This window comes from Roseivivax isoporae LMG 25204 (assembly GCF_000521865.1).
Lineage (GTDB): Bacteria > Pseudomonadota > Alphaproteobacteria > Rhodobacterales > Rhodobacteraceae > Roseivivax > Roseivivax isoporae.
Genome location: NZ_JAME01000007.1, coordinates 80,549 through 96,760 on the forward strand (window position 1 = coordinate 80,549; position 16,212 = coordinate 96,760).

General features: G+C 71.8%; 14 protein-coding genes. 2 read left to right on the top strand and 12 right to left on the bottom strand.

Features of this window, described 5'->3' with window-relative positions; translation table 11 throughout:
• Positions 1 to 44: 44 nt before the first annotated feature.
• From xylA to xylF, 5 genes are all read right to left on the bottom strand, one after another.
• Positions 45 to 1,346, bottom strand: coding sequence for a xylose isomerase (gene xylA, locus RISW2_RS06245; RefSeq protein WP_043768116.1), 1,302 nt, complete (start codon positions 1,344 to 1,346; stop codon positions 45 to 47).
• Complete coding sequence (gene xylB / locus RISW2_RS06250; RefSeq protein WP_043768118.1) at positions 1,343 to 2,776, bottom strand: xylulokinase; 1,434 nt, start codon at positions 2,774 to 2,776, stop codon at positions 1,343 to 1,345. Before xylB ends, xylA begins: the two co-directional genes overlap by 4 nt.
• Complete coding sequence (locus tag RISW2_RS06255) at positions 2,776 to 3,540, bottom strand: ATP-binding cassette domain-containing protein (RefSeq protein ID WP_043768120.1); 765 nt, start codon at positions 3,538 to 3,540, stop codon at positions 2,776 to 2,778. The genes xylB and RISW2_RS06255 overlap by 1 nt, the downstream gene beginning before the upstream one ends.
• The gene (locus RISW2_RS06260) at positions 3,540 to 4,835 is read right to left on the bottom strand and encodes a sugar ABC transporter permease (RefSeq protein ID WP_043768122.1); all 1,296 of its coding nucleotides are present in this window, start codon (positions 4,833 to 4,835) and stop codon (positions 3,540 to 3,542) included. The genes RISW2_RS06255 and RISW2_RS06260 overlap by 1 nt, the downstream gene beginning before the upstream one ends.
• Before the next feature lie 187 nt (positions 4,836 to 5,022).
• A complete protein-coding gene (gene xylF, locus RISW2_RS06265) occupies positions 5,023 to 6,051 on the bottom strand; it encodes a D-xylose ABC transporter substrate-binding protein (RefSeq protein ID WP_043768124.1) in 1,029 nt (342 codons plus the stop codon).
• 211 nt (positions 6,052 to 6,262) lie between these two features.
• On the opposite strand from xylF, the gene RISW2_RS06270 reads away from it, so the two are divergent.
• Both RISW2_RS06270 and RISW2_RS06275 read left to right on the top strand, forming a co-directional pair.
• Positions 6,263 to 7,537, top strand: coding sequence for an ROK family transcriptional regulator (locus tag RISW2_RS06270; RefSeq protein WP_051491828.1), 1,275 nt, complete (start codon positions 6,263 to 6,265; stop codon positions 7,535 to 7,537).
• Positions 7,534 to 9,051 carry a CRTAC1 family protein gene (locus RISW2_RS06275; protein ID WP_043768127.1) on the top strand — a complete coding sequence of 506 codons (1,518 nt, stop codon included), beginning with the start codon at positions 7,534 to 7,536 and terminating at the stop codon, positions 9,049 to 9,051. The genes RISW2_RS06270 and RISW2_RS06275 overlap by 4 nt, the downstream gene beginning before the upstream one ends.
• 3 nt (positions 9,052 to 9,054) lie before the next feature.
• Here the strand turns inward: RISW2_RS06275 and RISW2_RS06280 are convergent, their stop codons facing one another.
• The 7 genes from RISW2_RS06280 to paaB all read right to left on the bottom strand — a co-directional run bounded on the left by RISW2_RS06280 (position 9,055) and on the right by paaB (position 16,192).
• On the bottom strand, positions 9,055 to 10,389 hold the full coding sequence (locus RISW2_RS06280) for a cytochrome-c peroxidase (protein WP_043768130.1): 1,335 nt from the start codon (positions 10,387 to 10,389) through the stop codon (positions 9,055 to 9,057).
• Between the two features lie 184 nt (positions 10,390 to 10,573).
• Positions 10,574 to 12,631 (bottom strand): phenylacetic acid degradation bifunctional protein PaaZ, encoded by a 2,058-nt coding sequence (gene paaZ / locus RISW2_RS06285; RefSeq protein ID WP_043768132.1) that lies wholly within the window; start codon positions 12,629 to 12,631, stop codon positions 10,574 to 10,576.
• A 51-nt stretch (positions 12,632 to 12,682) separates the two neighbouring features.
• On the bottom strand, positions 12,683 to 13,459 hold the full coding sequence (locus RISW2_RS06290) for a Phenylacetic acid catabolic protein (RefSeq protein WP_043768135.1): 777 nt from the start codon (positions 13,457 to 13,459) through the stop codon (positions 12,683 to 12,685).
• Entirely contained in the window at positions 13,449 to 14,525 is a 1,077-nt protein-coding gene (gene paaE / locus RISW2_RS06295) for a 1,2-phenylacetyl-CoA epoxidase subunit PaaE (protein ID WP_043768137.1), read from the bottom strand. Before paaE ends, RISW2_RS06290 begins: the two co-directional genes overlap by 11 nt.
• 16 nt (positions 14,526 to 14,541) lie before the next feature.
• Positions 14,542 to 15,060: a 1,2-phenylacetyl-CoA epoxidase subunit PaaD gene (gene paaD, locus RISW2_RS06300; RefSeq protein ID WP_211238676.1), complete on the bottom strand. Its 519-nt coding sequence runs from the start codon at positions 15,058 to 15,060 to the stop codon at positions 14,542 to 14,544.
• The gene (paaC, locus tag RISW2_RS06305) at positions 15,057 to 15,908 is read right to left on the bottom strand and encodes a 1,2-phenylacetyl-CoA epoxidase subunit PaaC (RefSeq protein WP_043768141.1); all 852 of its coding nucleotides are present in this window, start codon (positions 15,906 to 15,908) and stop codon (positions 15,057 to 15,059) included. The genes paaD and paaC overlap by 4 nt, the downstream gene beginning before the upstream one ends.
• Positions 15,908 to 16,192, bottom strand: a complete 285-nt coding sequence (gene paaB / locus RISW2_RS06310; RefSeq protein WP_043768143.1) for a 1,2-phenylacetyl-CoA epoxidase subunit PaaB — start codon at positions 16,190 to 16,192, stop codon at positions 15,908 to 15,910. Before paaB ends, paaC begins: the two co-directional genes overlap by 1 nt.
• Positions 16,193 to 16,212: the final 20 nt, after the last annotated feature.

A 16,212-nucleotide genomic window follows, 5' to 3' on the forward strand; every position in this document is an offset into this window, starting at 1 on the left:
CCGCCACGCCCCCGGAACGCGGGTCCCGGGGGCGCGGCGACGCCTCAGACGAAGCGGTTCAGCCAGTTCTCGAGGCGTTCCTGCCGGCCCGAACGCGGTTCGGGGCGGATGTCCTCGTCCTCGACCCGCTGCGCGATCTGCGCGAGGTCCGCGGACAGGAGCCCGGCGTTCTCGGGCTTGTCCCAGTCGGCGTAGCGCGCGGTGCGCGCGTCCTCGAGACCGCCATCCTCGAGCATGGCCGCAGCCGCGCGCAGGCCCCGCGCGCAGACGTCCATCGCCCCCACATGCGCGAGCACGAGGTCCTCGGCATCGAGCGACTGGCGGCGGAGCTTGGCGTCGAAGTTCGTGCCGCCCGTGGTGAAGCCGCCGCCCTTGAGGATCTCGTAATAGGCCAGCGCCACCTCGGGCACGTTGTTCGGGAACTGGTCGGTGTCCCAGCCCGACTGGTAGTCGTTGCGGTTCATGTCGATCGACCCGAGGATGCCGAGGTCGCGCGCCAGCGCCAGCTCGTGCTCGAAGCTGTGGCCGGCGAGAATCGCGTGCCCCTGCTCGATGTTCATCTTGACCTCCTTCTCGAGGCCGAACTCCTTGAGGAAGCCGTAGACGGTCGCGACGTCGTAATCGTACTGGTGCTTGGTCGGCTCCTGCGGCTTCGGCTCCACGAGGATCGTGCCCTTGAAGCCGATCTTGTGCGCGTAGTCGACAACCATGGACAGGAACCGGCCCGCCTGCTGACGCTCGCGCGCGAGGTCGGTGTTCAGGAGCGTCTCGTAGCCCTCGCGGCCGCCCCAGAGCACGTAGTTCTCGCCGCCGAGCTTCTGCGTCGCGTCGAGGCAGGACTTCACCGTCGCCGCGGCATAGGCGAACACGTCGGGATCGGGGTTCGTGGCCGACCCGCTCATGAAGCGGCGGTGCGAGAAGAGGTTCGCGGTGCCCCAGAGAAGCCGCGTGCCGGTCTCCTCCATCTTGGTGCCGAAATGATCCACGATCTCCTCGAGATTGCGGCGGCTCTCCGCGAAGGACGCACCCTCCGGGCGCACGTCGGCATCGTGGAAGCAGAAATAGGGCTGCCCGAGGATCGCGAAGAGTTCGAAGGCCGCGTCGGCCTTGGCCTTCGCGGCCGCCATGTCGTCGCCCCACCACGGCCGGTCGAACGTGCGCCCGCCGAACGGATCGCCGCCCTCCCACGCGAAGCTGTGCCAGTAGGCCACGGCAAAGCGCAGGTGGTCCTCCAGCCGCTTGCCCATCACGACCGCCTCGGGGTCGTAGTGGCGGAAGGCGAAGTCGGTCGCGGCGTCGGGTCCCTGGTAGGTGATCTTCGGGATGTCGCGGAAGAAGTCGGTCATGAGAGCTCCAGAAGGGCTTTTGCTGCCGCGCGGTAGCGGCCGTGAGCGTCGTCGAACGCCGGGACGAGGTCCGGGTCGGGATCGAAGGTGCGCGCGATGCGCGGTGCGGCGGCAAGGTCGGTCGCGCCGGTCGCGGCCATGGCCCCGAGCCGCGCGGCACCGAAGGCCGCGCCGAAATCGCCCGAGACCGGCCGTCCGATCGGCACGTTCAGCACGCTGGCGAGCGTCGCGAGCCAGGTGTCGGACCGTGCGCCGCCGCCCACCGCCACGACCGAGGCAAGCTCGGTCCCGGTGGCCGCCAGCGCGTCGCGGCAATCGCGCAGCGCGAAGGACACGCCCTCGATCACCGCGCGCACCGCCGCGTCCCGGTCGGTGGCGTGGTCGAGATGCAGGAACGCGCCGCGCAGGCGCGCGGAATTGTGCGGTGTCCGCTCGCCGCCGAGATAGGGCAGGAACAGCGTCCGGCCGGGCGCGCGCGCGTCGCCGAGCGCCTCGGTGGCCGTCGCCGCGTCGGTGCCCATGAGCCGCGCGGCCCAGTTCAGCGCGTCCGTGGCGGCGAGGATCACGCCCATCTGGTGCCATGCGCCCGGCATGGCGTGGCAGAAGGTGTGGACCGCCGTGCCGGCGTCGGGGTGATAGCCCTCGGTCGCCGCGAAAAGCACGCCCGACGTGCCGAGCGACACGAAGGCCTCGCCCGGTCGGGTGACGCCGATGCCCACGGCCGAGGCGGCGTTGTCGCCCGCCCCGCCCGCGACCACGACCTCGCCCATGCCCCAGCGCCGCGCCAGGTCGGCGCGCAGGGTGCCCGAGGGCGCCGCGCCCTCCACGAGCCGCGGCATCGCATCGCGCGAGAGCCCAGTCGCCGACAGGAGGTCGTCGGACCAGTCCCGCGCGCCGGTGTCGAGCCAGCTCGTGCCGGCCGCATCCGACATCTCGGACACGGCCTCTCCGGTCAGCCAGAGGCGCAGGTAGTCCTTGGGCAGGAGCACGCGCGCCACGCGGTCGAAGATGTCGGGCTCGTGCGCCCGCATCCAGGCGAGCTTGGGCGCCGTGAAGCCCGGAAAGACGATGTTGCCCGAGATCGCGCGGAATTTCGGGTCGGCATCCATCGCCGCCGCCTCGGCATGCGCGCGGGTGTCGTTCCAGAGGATGCAGGGCCGCAGCACCGCGTCCGAGGCGTCGAGGCAGGTGGCGCCGTGCATCTGGCCCGACAGCCCGATGCCCTTCACGGCCGACAGGTCGGCCTTGGCCGAGAGCGCGTCGAGCACGCTTTCGGCCGCGGTGATCCAGTCGGCCGGCGCCTGTTCCGACCAGCCGTCCTGCGGACGCGACACCGTGAGCGGCGCGGTGGCCTCGGCCACCGCCTGCTGCGCGTCGTCGATCAGGAGCCCCTTGAGCCCCGACGTTCCGAGATCCAGTCCGAGATACATCAGGCGGCCAGGTGCTCGGGTTTCTTGCCGGCGATGATCATGGCGAGGATGTCGTCGGTCGACACCTTGTCCACGTCCACGACGCCCACGAGTTCGCCGTTCTTCATCACCGCCGCGCGGTCGCACAGCCGTTTGACCGAATGCACGTCGTGGTCGATCAGGAAGATCCCGATGCCCTGCTTCTTCAGCTCCTGGATGATCTCGGCCACCATCTGCGTCTCGGCGGGCCCGAGCGCGGCGGTCGGCTCGTCCATGATCAGGATGCGGGCGTTGAAGTAGACCGCCCGCGCGATCGCCACCGACTGCCGCTGGCCGCCCGACAGCGCCGACACCGGCGCGTTGAACTTGCGGAAGTTCGGGTTGAGCCGGCCCATGACCTTGCGCGTCTCGGCCTCCATCGCGCTCTCGTCCACGAGCCCGAGCGGCGTCACGATCTCGCGCCCGAGAAAGAGGTTCGAGGCCGCGTCGAGATTGTCCGCCAGCGCGAGCGTCTGGTAGATCGTCTCGATGTTGTAGCGGCGCGCGTCGCGCGGGTTGTTGATCGTTGCCTTCTCGCCGTTGATGTAGACGTCGCCCGTGTCCTGCCGGTAGGCGCCCGACAGGCACTTGATGAGCGTCGACTTGCCCGCGCCGTTGTGGCCGAGCAGGCCCACGACCTCGCCCGGAAAGAGGTCCACGCTGACGTGGTCCACCGCCTTGACGCCGCCGAAGGCGATCGAGATGTCCCTGAGTTCGACCAGGGGCGTTCCGCTGCGGTCCACCATCACTTCGCTCCCGTGCGCTTGCGGTAGAGGATGTCGATCAGCACCGCGAGCACGAGCACGCCGCCCACGACGATGTTCTGGAACGGCGCGTCGACGCCGACCATGGCCATGCCCGATTGCAGCGACTGCATGATGAGCGCCCCGAGGATCGCGCCGTAGATGGTGCCGATCCCGCCGGCGAGCGCCGTGCCGCCGATCACCGCCGCGGCGATGACGCGCAACTCGTCGAGCGTGCCGATGTCGTTCGAGTGGAAGGTCAGGCGCGCCGAGGCCACCGCCGCCGACAGGGCGCAGAGAAAGCCCATGATGGCGAAGACCTTGACCGTCAGCAGCCGGGTGTTGATGCCCGACAGCTCGGCCGCGTCCGGGTTGCCGCCGGTGGCGAAGATGTAGCGCCCGAGCCGCGTCTTGCGGGCGACCACCGTCATCACGATCGCCACGAGGATCAGCAGCAGCACGGAATAGGGAATGCCGTAGCCCTCGGTGTAGCCTTCGGGCATGACCTCGCCGCGCGCCTCGAACATCCGCTCGAGCCGGTTCTGCGGCACGTCGTAGGCGTTCAGGACCGCGACGAAGCCGAGGATCGCCGCGGCGATGACGAGGCCCAGGACCAGCTCCGCCCAGAGCGGCTTGACCGGGAAGTCGTGCGCCCTCTTCGAGCGGCGTGCCGAGGCGAGCGCGAGGAGCGCCGCGATCACGGCGATGCCGCCCACGACCCAGGACGCGGTCTCGCCCAGCGTGCCGTTGATGCCGCCCAGAAGCTGGAAGTTCTCGTCGAGCGGGCCGATCGTCTGCCCGTTCGTCAGGTACCACGCGACGTTGCGCCAGACGAGCAGCCCGCCCAGCGTGACGATGAAGGCCGGGATGGTCAGGTATCCCACGAGCCAGCCGTTGAAGGCGCCGATGGCGGTGCCGACGACCAGGCCCACGACCAGCGCGAGGGGCGCGGTCATCGGGTGGTTCAGCCCGCCCAGGATGTCGGGCAGGATCGCGGTCTGCGTCATCGCCATGACCGCCGAACAGGTGGCGAGCAGCGAGCCCACCGACAGGTCGATATGCCGCGTCACGATGATGAACACCATGCCGGTCGCCATCAGCGCGACGCTGACGGTCTGGATCGACAGGTTGAACACGTTGCGGGGCGTCAGGAACCGCGCATCGGTCACGAAATTGAAGATCAGGCACAGAACGACGAAGGCGCCGATCATGCCGAGTAGCCGCGTGTCCACCTCGAGCGTGTCGAGAAGCCCCTTGCGGGTGCGGGTCGCGGACGAATTGCCGGTCGTGTCGGCCATCTGGAAGTCCCCCCAGGGGCGCGCGGGGCCGCGCGCGTGACATGTGCCGTGCGGTGCCGTGGGGTCCGCGGCGCACATGGGGCGCGGACCGGGCGGCCGGGGCGTCCCGCGCAGCGGGGCCCGGCACACTGGATGGAAGGAAGGGCGCGGTGGGCGCGCCCTTCCCCTCAGCGCATGCCGTCAGGCATCAGTTGCAGGGCGCGGGCCCGTTCTCGACGCCCTGGCAGAGCGCCTCGACGGTGATCCAGCCGGCGTCGGTGACGACGCTCAGGTTGTCCTGCGTGACCGGCACGGGCTCGAGGAACTGCGCCCAGAGCGTGGTGCCCGCGGGCGACGTCCACTCCTCGGCCCCCTCGACCGCCGACATCTCGGTCCCGCCGGCCAGCTCGACCGCGATCTCGCCTGCCCGCTTGCCGAGCTCGCGCGCGTCCTTCCAGACGCTGACGGTCTGCGTGCCCTTCGCGATGCGGTTCAGCGCGGCGTGGTCGCCGTCCTGACCCGAAACCGGGATGCCTTCCATGCCCTGCGCGGTCAGCGCGGCCACGGCGCCGCCGGCGGTGCCGTCGTTCGAGGCGACGACCGCGTCGACCTCGTTCGCCTGCGCGGTCAGGATCTGCTCCATGTTGCGCTGCGCGTTGGCCGGGAGCCACTGGTCGGTGTAGGCCTCGCCGACGATGGTGATGTCACCCGCGTCGATCGCCTCCTGCAGGACTTCCTGCTGGCCGCCGCGCAGGAAGTCTGCGTTGGGATCGGTCGGCGAGCCCTTGATCATCACGTAGTTGCCGGTCGGCTGCGCCTCGAGCACCGCGCGCGCCTGCATCCGGCCGACCTCGACGTTGTCGAAGGTCAGGTAGAAGGCGCGGTCGTCCTCGATCAGGCGGTCGTAGGCGATGACCGGGATGCCCTCGTCGGCGGCGGCCTGGACCGCGGGGCCGATGGCGCTGGCATCCTGCGCCAGGATGATGAGCGCGTCGACGCCCTGCGCGATCAGGCTCTCGACGTCCGAAAGCTGCTTGGCCGAGGACGATTGCGCGTCGGTCGACACGTAGGCGGCGCCTGCCGCGTCGAGCGCGCCGCGGATCGCGGCCTCGTCGGTCTTCCAGCGCTCCTCCTGGAAGTTGGACCAGCTGACGCCCACGGTCATGTCCTGCGCGAAGGCAGGCGCCGTGAGGCTGGTCGCCGCGGCCAGCGCCGCGATGAGCGTTCTTCTGTGCATCTGTATCCTCCCTGGTGTCACGGCCGCGTACGGCCAGACCGGCGGATTCGCCGGGACAGCAAAACTTTGCCAGATTAAATTCGATTGTCAAAATAAATTTGTATGCGAAGATGCTCGAAACTGGACATAAGGCCGGCAGACCGGCCTCAATGGGAGGCATGAACGAATTTCTGCACTGCAGAAGCAGGGATTTAGTTCGGACGGCGAACAAATGCAGGACCAGACCGCGCTCGACCCGACACTCGCCCAACCCCGCGGCTGCGGGCCACTGATCGCACCCATGTCGGAAAGCATGCGCCCCCTGCGCCAGCAGATCTTCGAACGCGTCCGCGCCGCGGGCAGCCTCAGCCGCGCGCAGATCGCCAAGGAGCTGGGCGTCAGCCCGGCCTCTGTCACGCTGCAGACATCGGACCTGATAGAGCGCGGATTCCTCGAGGAAATCTCGATCCCGCGCGACCCCGCGGACGGCGGGCGTGGACGCCCGCCCGTGGCGCTCGGGGTGCGGCCGGGCGCCTTCTGCGCCGCGGGCATGAAGCTGTCCGATTGTGAGCACACCGCGGTCATCCTCGATTTCGCGGGGGCCGAGCTCGGCTCCGCCACCGCCCCCGCCCGCGGGGTCGAGGCGCCCGCCGACATGATCCGCATCGCCGCCGAGCTGCTCGACGATGCCTGCGCGCGCGCCGGAATCGCGCGCGACGCGCTCTCGGCGGTGGGCATCGGCGTGCCCGGGTTCATCGATTCGGAGCGCGGCCACGTGCATTGGTCGCCCGTCCTGAGCGAACGCGACATCGCCTTCGCCGACCTGCTCTCGGCCCGGCTGGGCCTGCCCGTGCGGATCGACAACGACGCGAACCTCGTGGCGCTCGCAGAGCTGTGGTTCGGGGTCGGCCGCTCGATGCCCGACTTCGCCGTGGTCACCATCGAGCACGGCGTCGGCATGGGGCTCGTGGTCAACCACCGGCTCTACCGCGGCGCGCGCGGGCTCGGGATGGAACTCGGCCACATCAAGGTGCAGCTCGACGGCGCGCTCTGCCGGTGCGGGCAGCGCGGCTGCCTCGAGGCCTACATCGCCGATTACGCGCTGGCGCGCGAAGCGACGGTGGCGCTCAACCGCATCGACAAGGCGGCGCTGCCGATCCGCGTCCTGCTCGAAAGCCTCTACGACCATGCCAAGGCGGGCAACGGCGCCGCCCGCGCCATCTTCCACCGCGCGGGTCGCTACCTCGCGCTCGGCCTCGCCAACGTGGTGAACCTGTTCGATCCCCGGCTCATCATCCTCTCGGGCGAGCGGATGCGCTACGACTACCTCTACGCGCAGGAAACGCTGGCCGAGATGGAGCGCCACGTGCTGAACTCGGGCCGCCCGGTGCCGCAGATCGAGGTGCACGCCTGGGGGGACCTCCTGTGGGGCTACGGCGCCGCGGCGCTCGCGCTCTCGGACGTGACCGAACGCCATCTCGGAACCGGACGGGAGGATGCCGCATGAAACACGCCCTCGCCCTCTGCCTCGCCGCCGCCCCCGCCGCCGCCGAGCCGCGCTTCGTCGACCGCGCGGACGGCCTGCCCGTGGCGCATGTCTATGCCGGTGGGTGGGAGCATTTCGTGGGTGGCGGCGTCGCGGTCCTGGATTGCAACGGCGACGCGCGCCCCGACCTCTACGCCGCGGGCGGCGCGGAGCCCGCGCGGCTCTTCGTGAACGAGACGGCGGGCCCGGGCGCGCCATTGACCTTCCGCCACGGCGGCGCCGCGCCCCTGACCGGCGTGACCGGCGCCTACCCGCTCGACATCGACGGGGACGGCGCGCTCGACCTCGTGGTGCTGCGGCTCGGGCCGAATGTCGTCCTGAAGGGCGACGGCGCCTGCGGCTTCACCGACGCGACCGCATCCCTCGGCCTCGATCCCGGCGACGGCTGGACCACGGCGTTCTCCGCCACCTGGGAGCCGGACCGGCAGCTGCCCACCCTCGCCTTCGGCAACTACGTCGACCGGGACGATCCCGACGGCCCGTTCGAGGCCTGCGACGACAACGCGCTCGTGCGCCCGGAGGGCGACCGCTACGGCCCGCCCGTGCCGCTGTCGCCCGGCTGGTGCGCGCTCTCCATGCTGATCTCGGACTGGCAGCGCGTGGACACGCCCGAGCTGCGCATCTCGAACGACCGCCACTACTACATCCGCGGCGGCCACGAGGAGATGTGGCGCCTCGATCCCCTCGCGCCGCGGACCGAGGACGAGGGCTGGCGGCGCGTGTCGCTCTGGGGCATGGGCATCGCCTCGGGCGACGTGGACGGCAACGGCTACCCGGACGTGATGCTGACCTCCATGGGCGACCAGCTCCTGCAGTTCAACGACGGCACCGGCTGGCGCGACGCGCCCTATGCGCAGGGGGCGACCGCCCAGCGCCCGCATACCGGCGACGACGGCCGGCCCTCGACCGGCTGGCACGCCCAGATCGCCGATGTCGACAACGACGCGCGGCCCGACATCTTCGTCGCCAAGGGCAATGTCGACCAGATGCCCGACATGGCGATGCACGACCCGAACACGCTGCTGATGCAGCAGCCCGACGGCACCTTCCGCGAGGCCGCCGCCGCGGCCGGCATCGCCACCATGACGCGCGCCCGCGGTGCCGCGCTTGCCGATCTCGACGGCGACGGCCGGCTCGACCTCGTGGTGATGAACCGCCGCGCGCCGATGGAGCTCTGGCAGAACGCGACGCCCGGGACCGGGCACTGGCTGTCGGTCACGCTCGCGCAGCCCGGGCCGAACGGGCGGGCCATCGGCGCCTGGGTCGAGCTGCGCACCGCGGACGGCGTGCAGGCGCAGGAGCTGACGGTCGGCGGCGGGCATGCGGGCGGCATCGCGGGCCCGCTGCATTTCGGGCTCGGGCCGCACGCGCGCGCAGAGATCCGCGTCCGCTGGCCCGGCGGCGGGTGGAGCGACTGGCGCGCGGTCGACGCGGACCGCGCGCTCAGCCTCTCGCGCACGCACCTGCCGGGCTGAGCCTCAGCGCTCGACCGGCAGCCCGCTCGGGACCTCGTCGGGAATGCCGAGCCGTCCCGCGATCGCCGCCGGGTCGGTGAGCGTGTCGAGGAAGGCCAGGATGTCCGACAGCTCGGCCTCGGTCAGGCCCGGCCCCGGCACCGCGGCGCCCACCACCTCGGCCACCGCGCCGTCGTCGTCGAGCAGCGCCCAGACGGGCTTCGGCCCCTCGAAGGCCGGCAGCACCGCGTCGCGCCCGTAGGACTCGAGCCCTGCCTGCGGCGCCGCGTGCTGGGCGACGAAGGCGCCGAGATCGCCATAGGCACCGGCGTGCCCCCAAGGGCCGGTGCGCGCCACGTTGCGCAGCATGGGCGTGCGGAAGGCATAGGTGTCCTCGGCGCGCCCGGTCACCCGCAGCCGCCCGTCGTCGCGGGCGTGCCGCTCGAACCGCGCGGCCTTGCCGGGGCCGAGCTGCGGCTGACCCATGGCGTGGAACCCGAAATCCGACAGGAGCGGCCCGGAATGGCAGCTGCCGCACCCGGCCGGGCCGTAGAACAGCGCGGCCCCCCGCGCCGCCGCCCCCTCGAGCGGCGCCGCGCCCCGGAGCGCCGCGTCGAAGGGCGCCGTGTCCGAACGCCACTCGAATTCCATGAACGCCGCCACCGCGTTCGAGATGTCGGTGAAGGCGATCGCGCGGCCGCCCGCGATCTCGGGATAGACCGCCGCGAACCGCTCGGCATAGGCGGGGATCGCGGCGACGCGGCCCGCGATCAGGTCCCAGGCGCCGCCCGCACCGGTGATGAGCCCCTGCCGCACCGCGCGCGCGACGTCGTTCTCCTGGTAGTGCCCGGCCATCTCGTCCTGCGACAGGACCGGGAACATGGTCTGCGCCGACAGGAGGCTCGCGAAGCCCGCGACCATCTCCTCCTCCATCGGCGTGCGCAGACCAGACGGGCGCTCGGGGTCGACCTCGATCCGCCCGTCGGCGAACAGGACGGTCACCGCCCGCGCGCCCATGTTGAAGAGCGGCGGCGCGTTCCGCGGAATGAGCTGCTCGGGTGGGTTGTCCGGGTCCGGCACGCGCTCGGGCCCGAGGCCCCGCCCCCCCTCGCCGAGGCCCAGCGACAGCCCGTCGCCGGTGGCAAAGCGCGGGTGGTGGCAGGTCGCGCACGAGATGTTGCGGTTCCCCGACAGGATCGCGTCGTAGAAGAGGAGCTGGCCGAGCTCCGCCTCGGCCCGGTCGACGGGCCGGAAATCCGCGTCGCTCAGCGGCTCCGGCAGCGGCAGGGGCCCGTCGGCCGCACCGGCGGCACCGGCAGCGACACACAGGCCCAGCATCAGGACACCCCAGGATCGCATCAGGTCCCTCCCCTTGCGCACGGACCGAGTGTCCCACCGGCGCGGCTCCGAGGCAAGACGCGGCATCGGGTCACCGGCGCGGAGGGGCGCCAGCCCCTCCCCCGCCCGCAGGCGCCGCGAGGCGCCGGAGGGCCAGACCGGCGCGCGCGGGCACCGCGCGCTCCTCCGGATCAGGCCGGCCGCGTCACGCCGGGGCCGGCCAGTCCTTCGCGACCATGGTCAGCACGTCGTACTGCGCCACCACCGCGCCCGTCTGGTTCGTCACGCGCGCGTCCCAGCGCACCTCGCCGTGCCCCGCCCCCTCGCGCGGGTTGATCTCCTTGCAGGTCAGCCGGACCTGCAGGCTGTCGCCGAAATAGACCGGCGTGAGAAAGCGCAGGTTGTCGACGCCGTAATTCGCCAGGACCGGACCCGGCTCCGGCGACACGAAGAGCCCCGCGGCGAAGGACGCGACGAGGTAGCCATGGGCCACGCGGTCCTCGAAGAACGGGTTGGCCTTCGCGGCGGCGCCGTCCATGTGGGCGTAGAACGTGTCGCCGGTGAAGTCGGCGAAATGCTCCACGTCGGCCTGCGTGACCTCGCGCGCGGCGGTGACCACCTGGTCGCCGAGCCGCAGTTCCGACAGCGGGCGGCGGAACGGGTGCACGTCGTCGCGCACCGCGCCGCCTTCGGACCATTGCCCGGTCACCGCGGACAGGAGCCGCGGCGCGCCCTGCACCGCCGTCCTCATCATGAAGTGGCGCACGCCGCGCATGCCGCCCATCTCCTCGCCGCCGCCCGCGCGGCCCGGGCCGCCGTGGACGAGCGGCGCGAGCGGCGCGCCGTGCCCGGTCGAGCTTTGGGCGGAGGCGCGGCTGCCGATCAGCACCCGCCCGTGGTAGGGCGCGAGCTCCGTCACCACCTCCGCCGCGACCGCCGGATCGTCGGTGAAGAGCGAGGCGCAGAGCGACCCTCGCCCCAGGGCCGCGAGCGCCGCCGCCTCCTCGGGCGCACCGTAGGCGATGAGCGTCGCCACCGGGCCGAAGGCCTCGACCGCGTGCACGGCCTGCGCGTCGTGCGGCCGCGCGCAGCGCAGGAGCACCGGGTTCAGGAACGCCCCCGCCTCCGGGTCACCCGAGACGAGCCGCACATCGTCGGGGTCGCCCGCGACGATCTCCGCCTCGGCCGCAAGCTCGGCGATGCGCGCACGCACGCCGTCGCGGTCCGCGCGCGAGACGAGCGCGCCCATGCGCACGTCCGCGTCGTCGGGCAGGCCCACGGATACGGCGGCAAGCGCCGCCCCGATCGCGTCCGCCGCGGCATCCGCATGCGCGCCGGGCACGATCAGGCGGCGGATCGCGGTGCATTTCTGCCCCGCCTTCACCGTCATCTCGCGCACCGCCTCGCGCACGAAGAGGTCGAATTCGGGCGTGCCGGGGCCCGCATCGGGCCCGAGGATCGCGGCATTGAGCGAGTCCGCCTCCATGGTGAACGGCACCGACCGCTCGACGATGGCGGGATGCGTCCGGAGCGCGCGTCCCGTCGCGGCCGAGCCGGTGAAGGTCACCACGTCCTGCTCGGTCACGTGGTCGAGAAGATCGCCCGCCGGCCCGCAGAGGATCTGCAGCGCGCCCTCTGGAAGGATGCCCATCTCGAGGATGCGCCGCGCCACGCGCTCGGTCAGGTAGGCGGTCTGGGAGGCGGGCTTCACGAGGCAGGGCATGCCCGCGATGAGCGCCGGCGCGATCTTCTCGAGCATGCCCCAGACCGGGAAGTTGAAGGCGTTGACGTGCACCGCGACGCCCCGGCGCGGCACGAGCACGTGCTGGGCGGAAAAGGTCGCGTCCTTCGACAATGGCTCGACCGGTCCCTCGGGGATCACGCGGGCATTCGGAAACTCGCGCCGCGCCCGCGAGGCGAAGGTCAGGAGCGTCCCGATGCCGCCGTCGATGTCGATCCAGCCGTCCTTGCGGGTCGCGCCGGTGAGGTAGTTCTCGAGGTAGAACTCCTCCTTCATCTCCATCAGGCGCAGGCCGATCTCCTTCAGCATGAGCGCCCGCTGGTGCACGGTCAGCCGGCGCAGTGCCGGCCCGCCGGTGCGCCGCCCCCAGTCGAGCGCGGAAGCGAGGTCGAGCCCCTCCGCGCCGATCCGCGCGACGGGCGCACCGGTCGCTGCGTGCAGGAGCGTGCGCCCCTCGCCCTCGCCCGCGCGCCAGGCGCCCTCGAGATAGCTCTGCAGCCTGCGCGGCGCGGTCGTCAGCATGTGGTGCCCCTTCCTTGGATCGTCGCCGGGCGGCGGCCGCGCCCGGATGCTTCAGGCCGCGAGGCCGTGCCCGGCGAGCGCGGCGCGCGCGGCCGCCTCCCACCGCGCGCGCAGCGCCTCGTTCGGCTCGTGCCTGAGGCCCATCGCCCTGAGCCGCTCGAAGCGGTCCGAACCCGCGGGGCCGAAGGACGCCGCCACCCGCGGCCACCAGTAGCGCACCGCCGCCTGCGCGGCGTCCGTCCCCTCCCCGGCGGTTATGCGGCCGAGCCCCTCGAGCCCCAGCTCCATGTGGCGCCGCTCGCGCGGGGCGATGCCGCGCATCGCATCGGCCAGCGGCTGATAGGCCACGCGCGCGGCCTCCTCGAGCTGGACGCAGGTGGCGAGACCCATCAGGACGTTCATCACCACCGCGTCGGTCCAGCCCTCGAGCGGGTAGTGGAACACCGACAGCCGGGCGTCGCCGCCCTGCCGTGCCGCCGCGATCTCGGTGTCGCGGGGCACCCGCGCGGACCAGTCGTGGGCGCGCTCGTAGCGCCCGGTATCGGTGCCGAACTCCGCCATCAGAACCAGCACGCGTTCGGCATGGTCGGCCTTCTCGAGCACGATCCGGCTCGCGGCGATGCGCTCCTTGATCCCGGGCGCGCGGTTGATCGCGTCGGCAAAGCCCGCCGATCCCGCCAGTTCGCTGTCCACGAAGGACGACATGAGGCGCAAGAGCTCGGCGCGCACCCGCGGCGGAACGTTGCCGGGCGCGGTCAGAACGCCGCCCCGCGCCAGGTAGTCGGCCATGGGCATGGCGCCGGCTGCGGCCGTCTCCTCACGCGTCATAGCTGACCACCAGACGGTCCGAGAGCGGCACGCACTGGCAGGTCAGCACGTAGCCCGCGCGCACCTCGTAATCCTCGAGCGCGTGGTTCGTCTCCATCTCGACCTCTCCCTCCAGCACCTTGGCGCGGCAGGTGGAACAGACCCCCGCCTTGCAGGAATAGGGCACGTCCATCGCGTTCTCGAGCGCCGCGTCGAGAAGCGCCGTTCCATCCTTCGGAAACCGGAAGGTGCGCGTCGCGCCGTCGAGCGTCACCTCGGCCTCGCACATGGCGCCGGCGCGGTCGGCGGCCTGCGACACCGCGCGCGTCCTGGCGCGGCCGGGCTGCGCGGAGGCGAAGAGCTCGAACTTGATCTGCGCATCCGTCAGGCCGTGGGCGCGCAGGCTCTCGGCGATGGTCAGCATCATGGGCTCGGGCCCGCAGATGAAGGCCGTGTCCACATCGGATGGCTCGATCCAGTGCGCAAAGAGCGCGTCCATCTTGGCCGCGTCGATCCGGCCGGAGAAGAGGTCGATCTCCTGCGCCTCGCTCTCGAGGACGTGGATGACCGACAGCCGCCCGAGATGCACGTTCTTCAGGTCCTCGAGCTCCTCCCGGAACATGATCGAGCCGACCTGCCGGTTGGCATAGACCAGCGTGACGCGCGCCTGCGGCTCGCGGTCGAGCATCGTGCGCACGAGCGACAGGACCGGCGTGATCCCCGACCCGCCCGCGAAGGCGAGGTAATGCCGTGCCGCATGCGGATCGAGCGGGGTGAAGAACCGGCCCATGGGCGGCATCGCCTCGAGCGTGTCGCCGGCCCGGAGCCCCTCGTTGGCCCAGGTCGAGAACGCACCGCCCTCGACCCGCTTGATGCCCACGCGCAGCACGCCCTCGTCGGCGCCGGCGCAGATCGAATAGGAGCGGCGCAGCTCCTCGCCGTCGAACTCGCGCCGGAAGGTCAGGTACTGCCCCTGCGTGAACGCGAAGGACGCCGTGTCCTCGGGCCGCGGGGCCAGCGTCACGACCACCGCGTCGCGGGTGGTCTTGCGCACCTCGGTCACGGTCAGCGGGTGGAACCTCGGCATCAGGCGCGTCCTCCGGTCAGATGCACTTGAAGTAGTCGAAAGGCTCGAGGCAGGCGGTGCAGCGATAGGCCGCCTTGCAGGGCGTCGAGCCGTGCTGGCTGACCTTCTCGGTCGCCCGCGATCCGCAGCGCGGGCAGGCCACGGTCACCGCCGGCTGCCCCGACAGCCGCGCCGCGCGCGCCTGCACGCGGCTGCCGGCGGTGCCGTCCACGGGCGGCGCGATGCCGTAGGCCCGGAGCTTCTCGCGCCCCTCGGCGGACAGCCAGTCGGTCGTCCAGGGCGGCGAGAGCCGCCGTTCGAGGCGCAGCTTCGCCACCCCGCGCCGACGCAGGTGGGCGTCGATCTCGAGGTCGATGACGTCGACCGCCGGGCAGCCCGAATAGGTGGGCGTCACCGCGACCACGAGCGTGTCGCCCTCGTGCCGGACCTCGCGCACGATGCCGAGGTCGACCACCGAGATCACCGGGATCTCGGGGTCCGGCACCTCCGCGAGCCAGCCCCAGACGGTGGCGGTATCGGCGAGCGTCTCGGTCACCACTCGGCCCCCGGATAGGCCCGCTGCAGGAACTGCATCTCGGCCAGGAGGTAGCCCAGGTGCTCTGTGTGCCGCCCCTGCCGGCCGCCCTTCTGCACGTCGGCGCGGCCCTCGGGCACGCCGAGCGTCGCCTCCTCCAGCACCTCGGTCACGATGCCGTGCCAGGCCTCGTGCAGCGATGCCGGGTCGGGCGCGATCCCCGCCTCGGCCAGCGCCGCGTCGGTGCCGTCGCCCGCGAACATCTCGCCCGTGTAGGGCCAGAGCATGTCGAGCGCACCGGCCATGCGGCGGTGGCTCTCGGCGGTGCCGTCGCCCAGCCGGATGACCAGGTCGCTCGACCGCTCGAGGTGGTAGCGCACCTCCTTCAGCGCCTTGACGGCGATCTCTGCCACCCGCGCGCTGTCCGAGCCGGTCAACCGCTCCAGCATCTCGTGGTGCCAGGCGTCGAACAGGAACTGCCGCATCAGCGTGCGGGCCATGTCGCCGTTCGGCAGCTCGACCAGCAGCAGGTTGCGGAACCGCATCGCGTCGCGCAGGTAGGCGAGATCGTCGGCGCTGCGCCCCGCCTCCTCCACCTCGGCGGCGAGGCCAAGCCACATCTGGGTATGCCCGATGAGGTCGAGAGCGATGTTGGCGAGCGCGATGTCCTCCTCGAGCGCCGGGCCCTTGCCGCACCATTCGGACAGCCGGTGCCCCAGCACAAGCGTGCTGTCCCCGAGCCGGCACAGGCCCTCGAAGAGCGCAGGCTTCAGCTCCGGCACCGTCTCGGCGGGATCGGGGCGGGGCGCGCGGGCGTCGGCGGCCAGCGCCTCGACATTCGGCGTGGTCATGTCGGGAAGCGACGGCATCACATGTGCCCCACGTCGTCGGGAATGTCGTAGAAGGTGGGGTGTCGGTAGACCTTGTCCTCGGCCGGATCGAACAGCGGCCCCTTCTCGGACGGGCGCGAGGCGGTGATGTCGGCGGACCTCACCACCCAGATCGACACGCCCTCCTTGCGGCGCGTGTAGACGTCGCGCGCGTTGTGGATCGCGGTCTCGGCATCCGGGGCATGCAGGCTGCCCACGTGGCGGTGATTCAGCCCGTTCTGGCTGCGGATGAAGATCTCCCACAGCGGCCATTCCCGTGCCATCGGCGTCTCCTCCCTCGTGC

Bases quoted from the DNA above. Each gene is read 5' to 3' on its own strand.
- xylA (WP_043768116.1), bottom strand. From the start codon at position 1,346: ATGACCGACTTCTTCCGCGACATCCCGAAGATCACCTACCAGGGACCC.
- xylB (WP_043768118.1), bottom strand. From the start codon at position 2,776: ATGTATCTCGGACTGGATCTCGGAACGTCGGGGCTCAAGGGGCTCCTG.
- RISW2_RS06255 (WP_043768120.1), bottom strand. From the start codon at position 3,540: ATGGTGGACCGCAGCGGAACGCCCCTGGTCGAACTCAGGGACATCTCG.
- RISW2_RS06260 (WP_043768122.1), bottom strand. From the start codon at position 4,835: ATGGCCGACACGACCGGCAATTCGTCCGCGACCCGCACCCGCAAGGGG.
- xylF (WP_043768124.1), bottom strand. From the start codon at position 6,051: ATGCACAGAAGAACGCTCATCGCGGCGCTGGCCGCGGCGACCAGCCTC.
- RISW2_RS06270 (WP_051491828.1), top strand. From the start codon at position 6,263: ATGCAGGACCAGACCGCGCTCGACCCGACACTCGCCCAACCCCGCGGC.
- RISW2_RS06275 (WP_043768127.1), top strand. From the start codon at position 7,534: ATGAAACACGCCCTCGCCCTCTGCCTCGCCGCCGCCCCCGCCGCCGCC.
- RISW2_RS06280 (WP_043768130.1), bottom strand. From the start codon at position 10,389: ATGCGATCCTGGGGTGTCCTGATGCTGGGCCTGTGTGTCGCTGCCGGT.
- paaZ (WP_043768132.1), bottom strand. From the start codon at position 12,631: ATGCTGACGACCGCGCCGCGCAGGCTGCAGAGCTATCTCGAGGGCGCC.
- RISW2_RS06290 (WP_043768135.1), bottom strand. From the start codon at position 13,459: ATGACGCGTGAGGAGACGGCCGCAGCCGGCGCCATGCCCATGGCCGAC.
- paaE (WP_043768137.1), bottom strand. From the start codon at position 14,525: ATGCCGAGGTTCCACCCGCTGACCGTGACCGAGGTGCGCAAGACCACC.
- paaC (WP_043768141.1), bottom strand. From the start codon at position 15,908: ATGCCGTCGCTTCCCGACATGACCACGCCGAATGTCGAGGCGCTGGCC.
- paaB (WP_043768143.1), bottom strand. From the start codon at position 16,192: ATGGCACGGGAATGGCCGCTGTGGGAGATCTTCATCCGCAGCCAGAAC.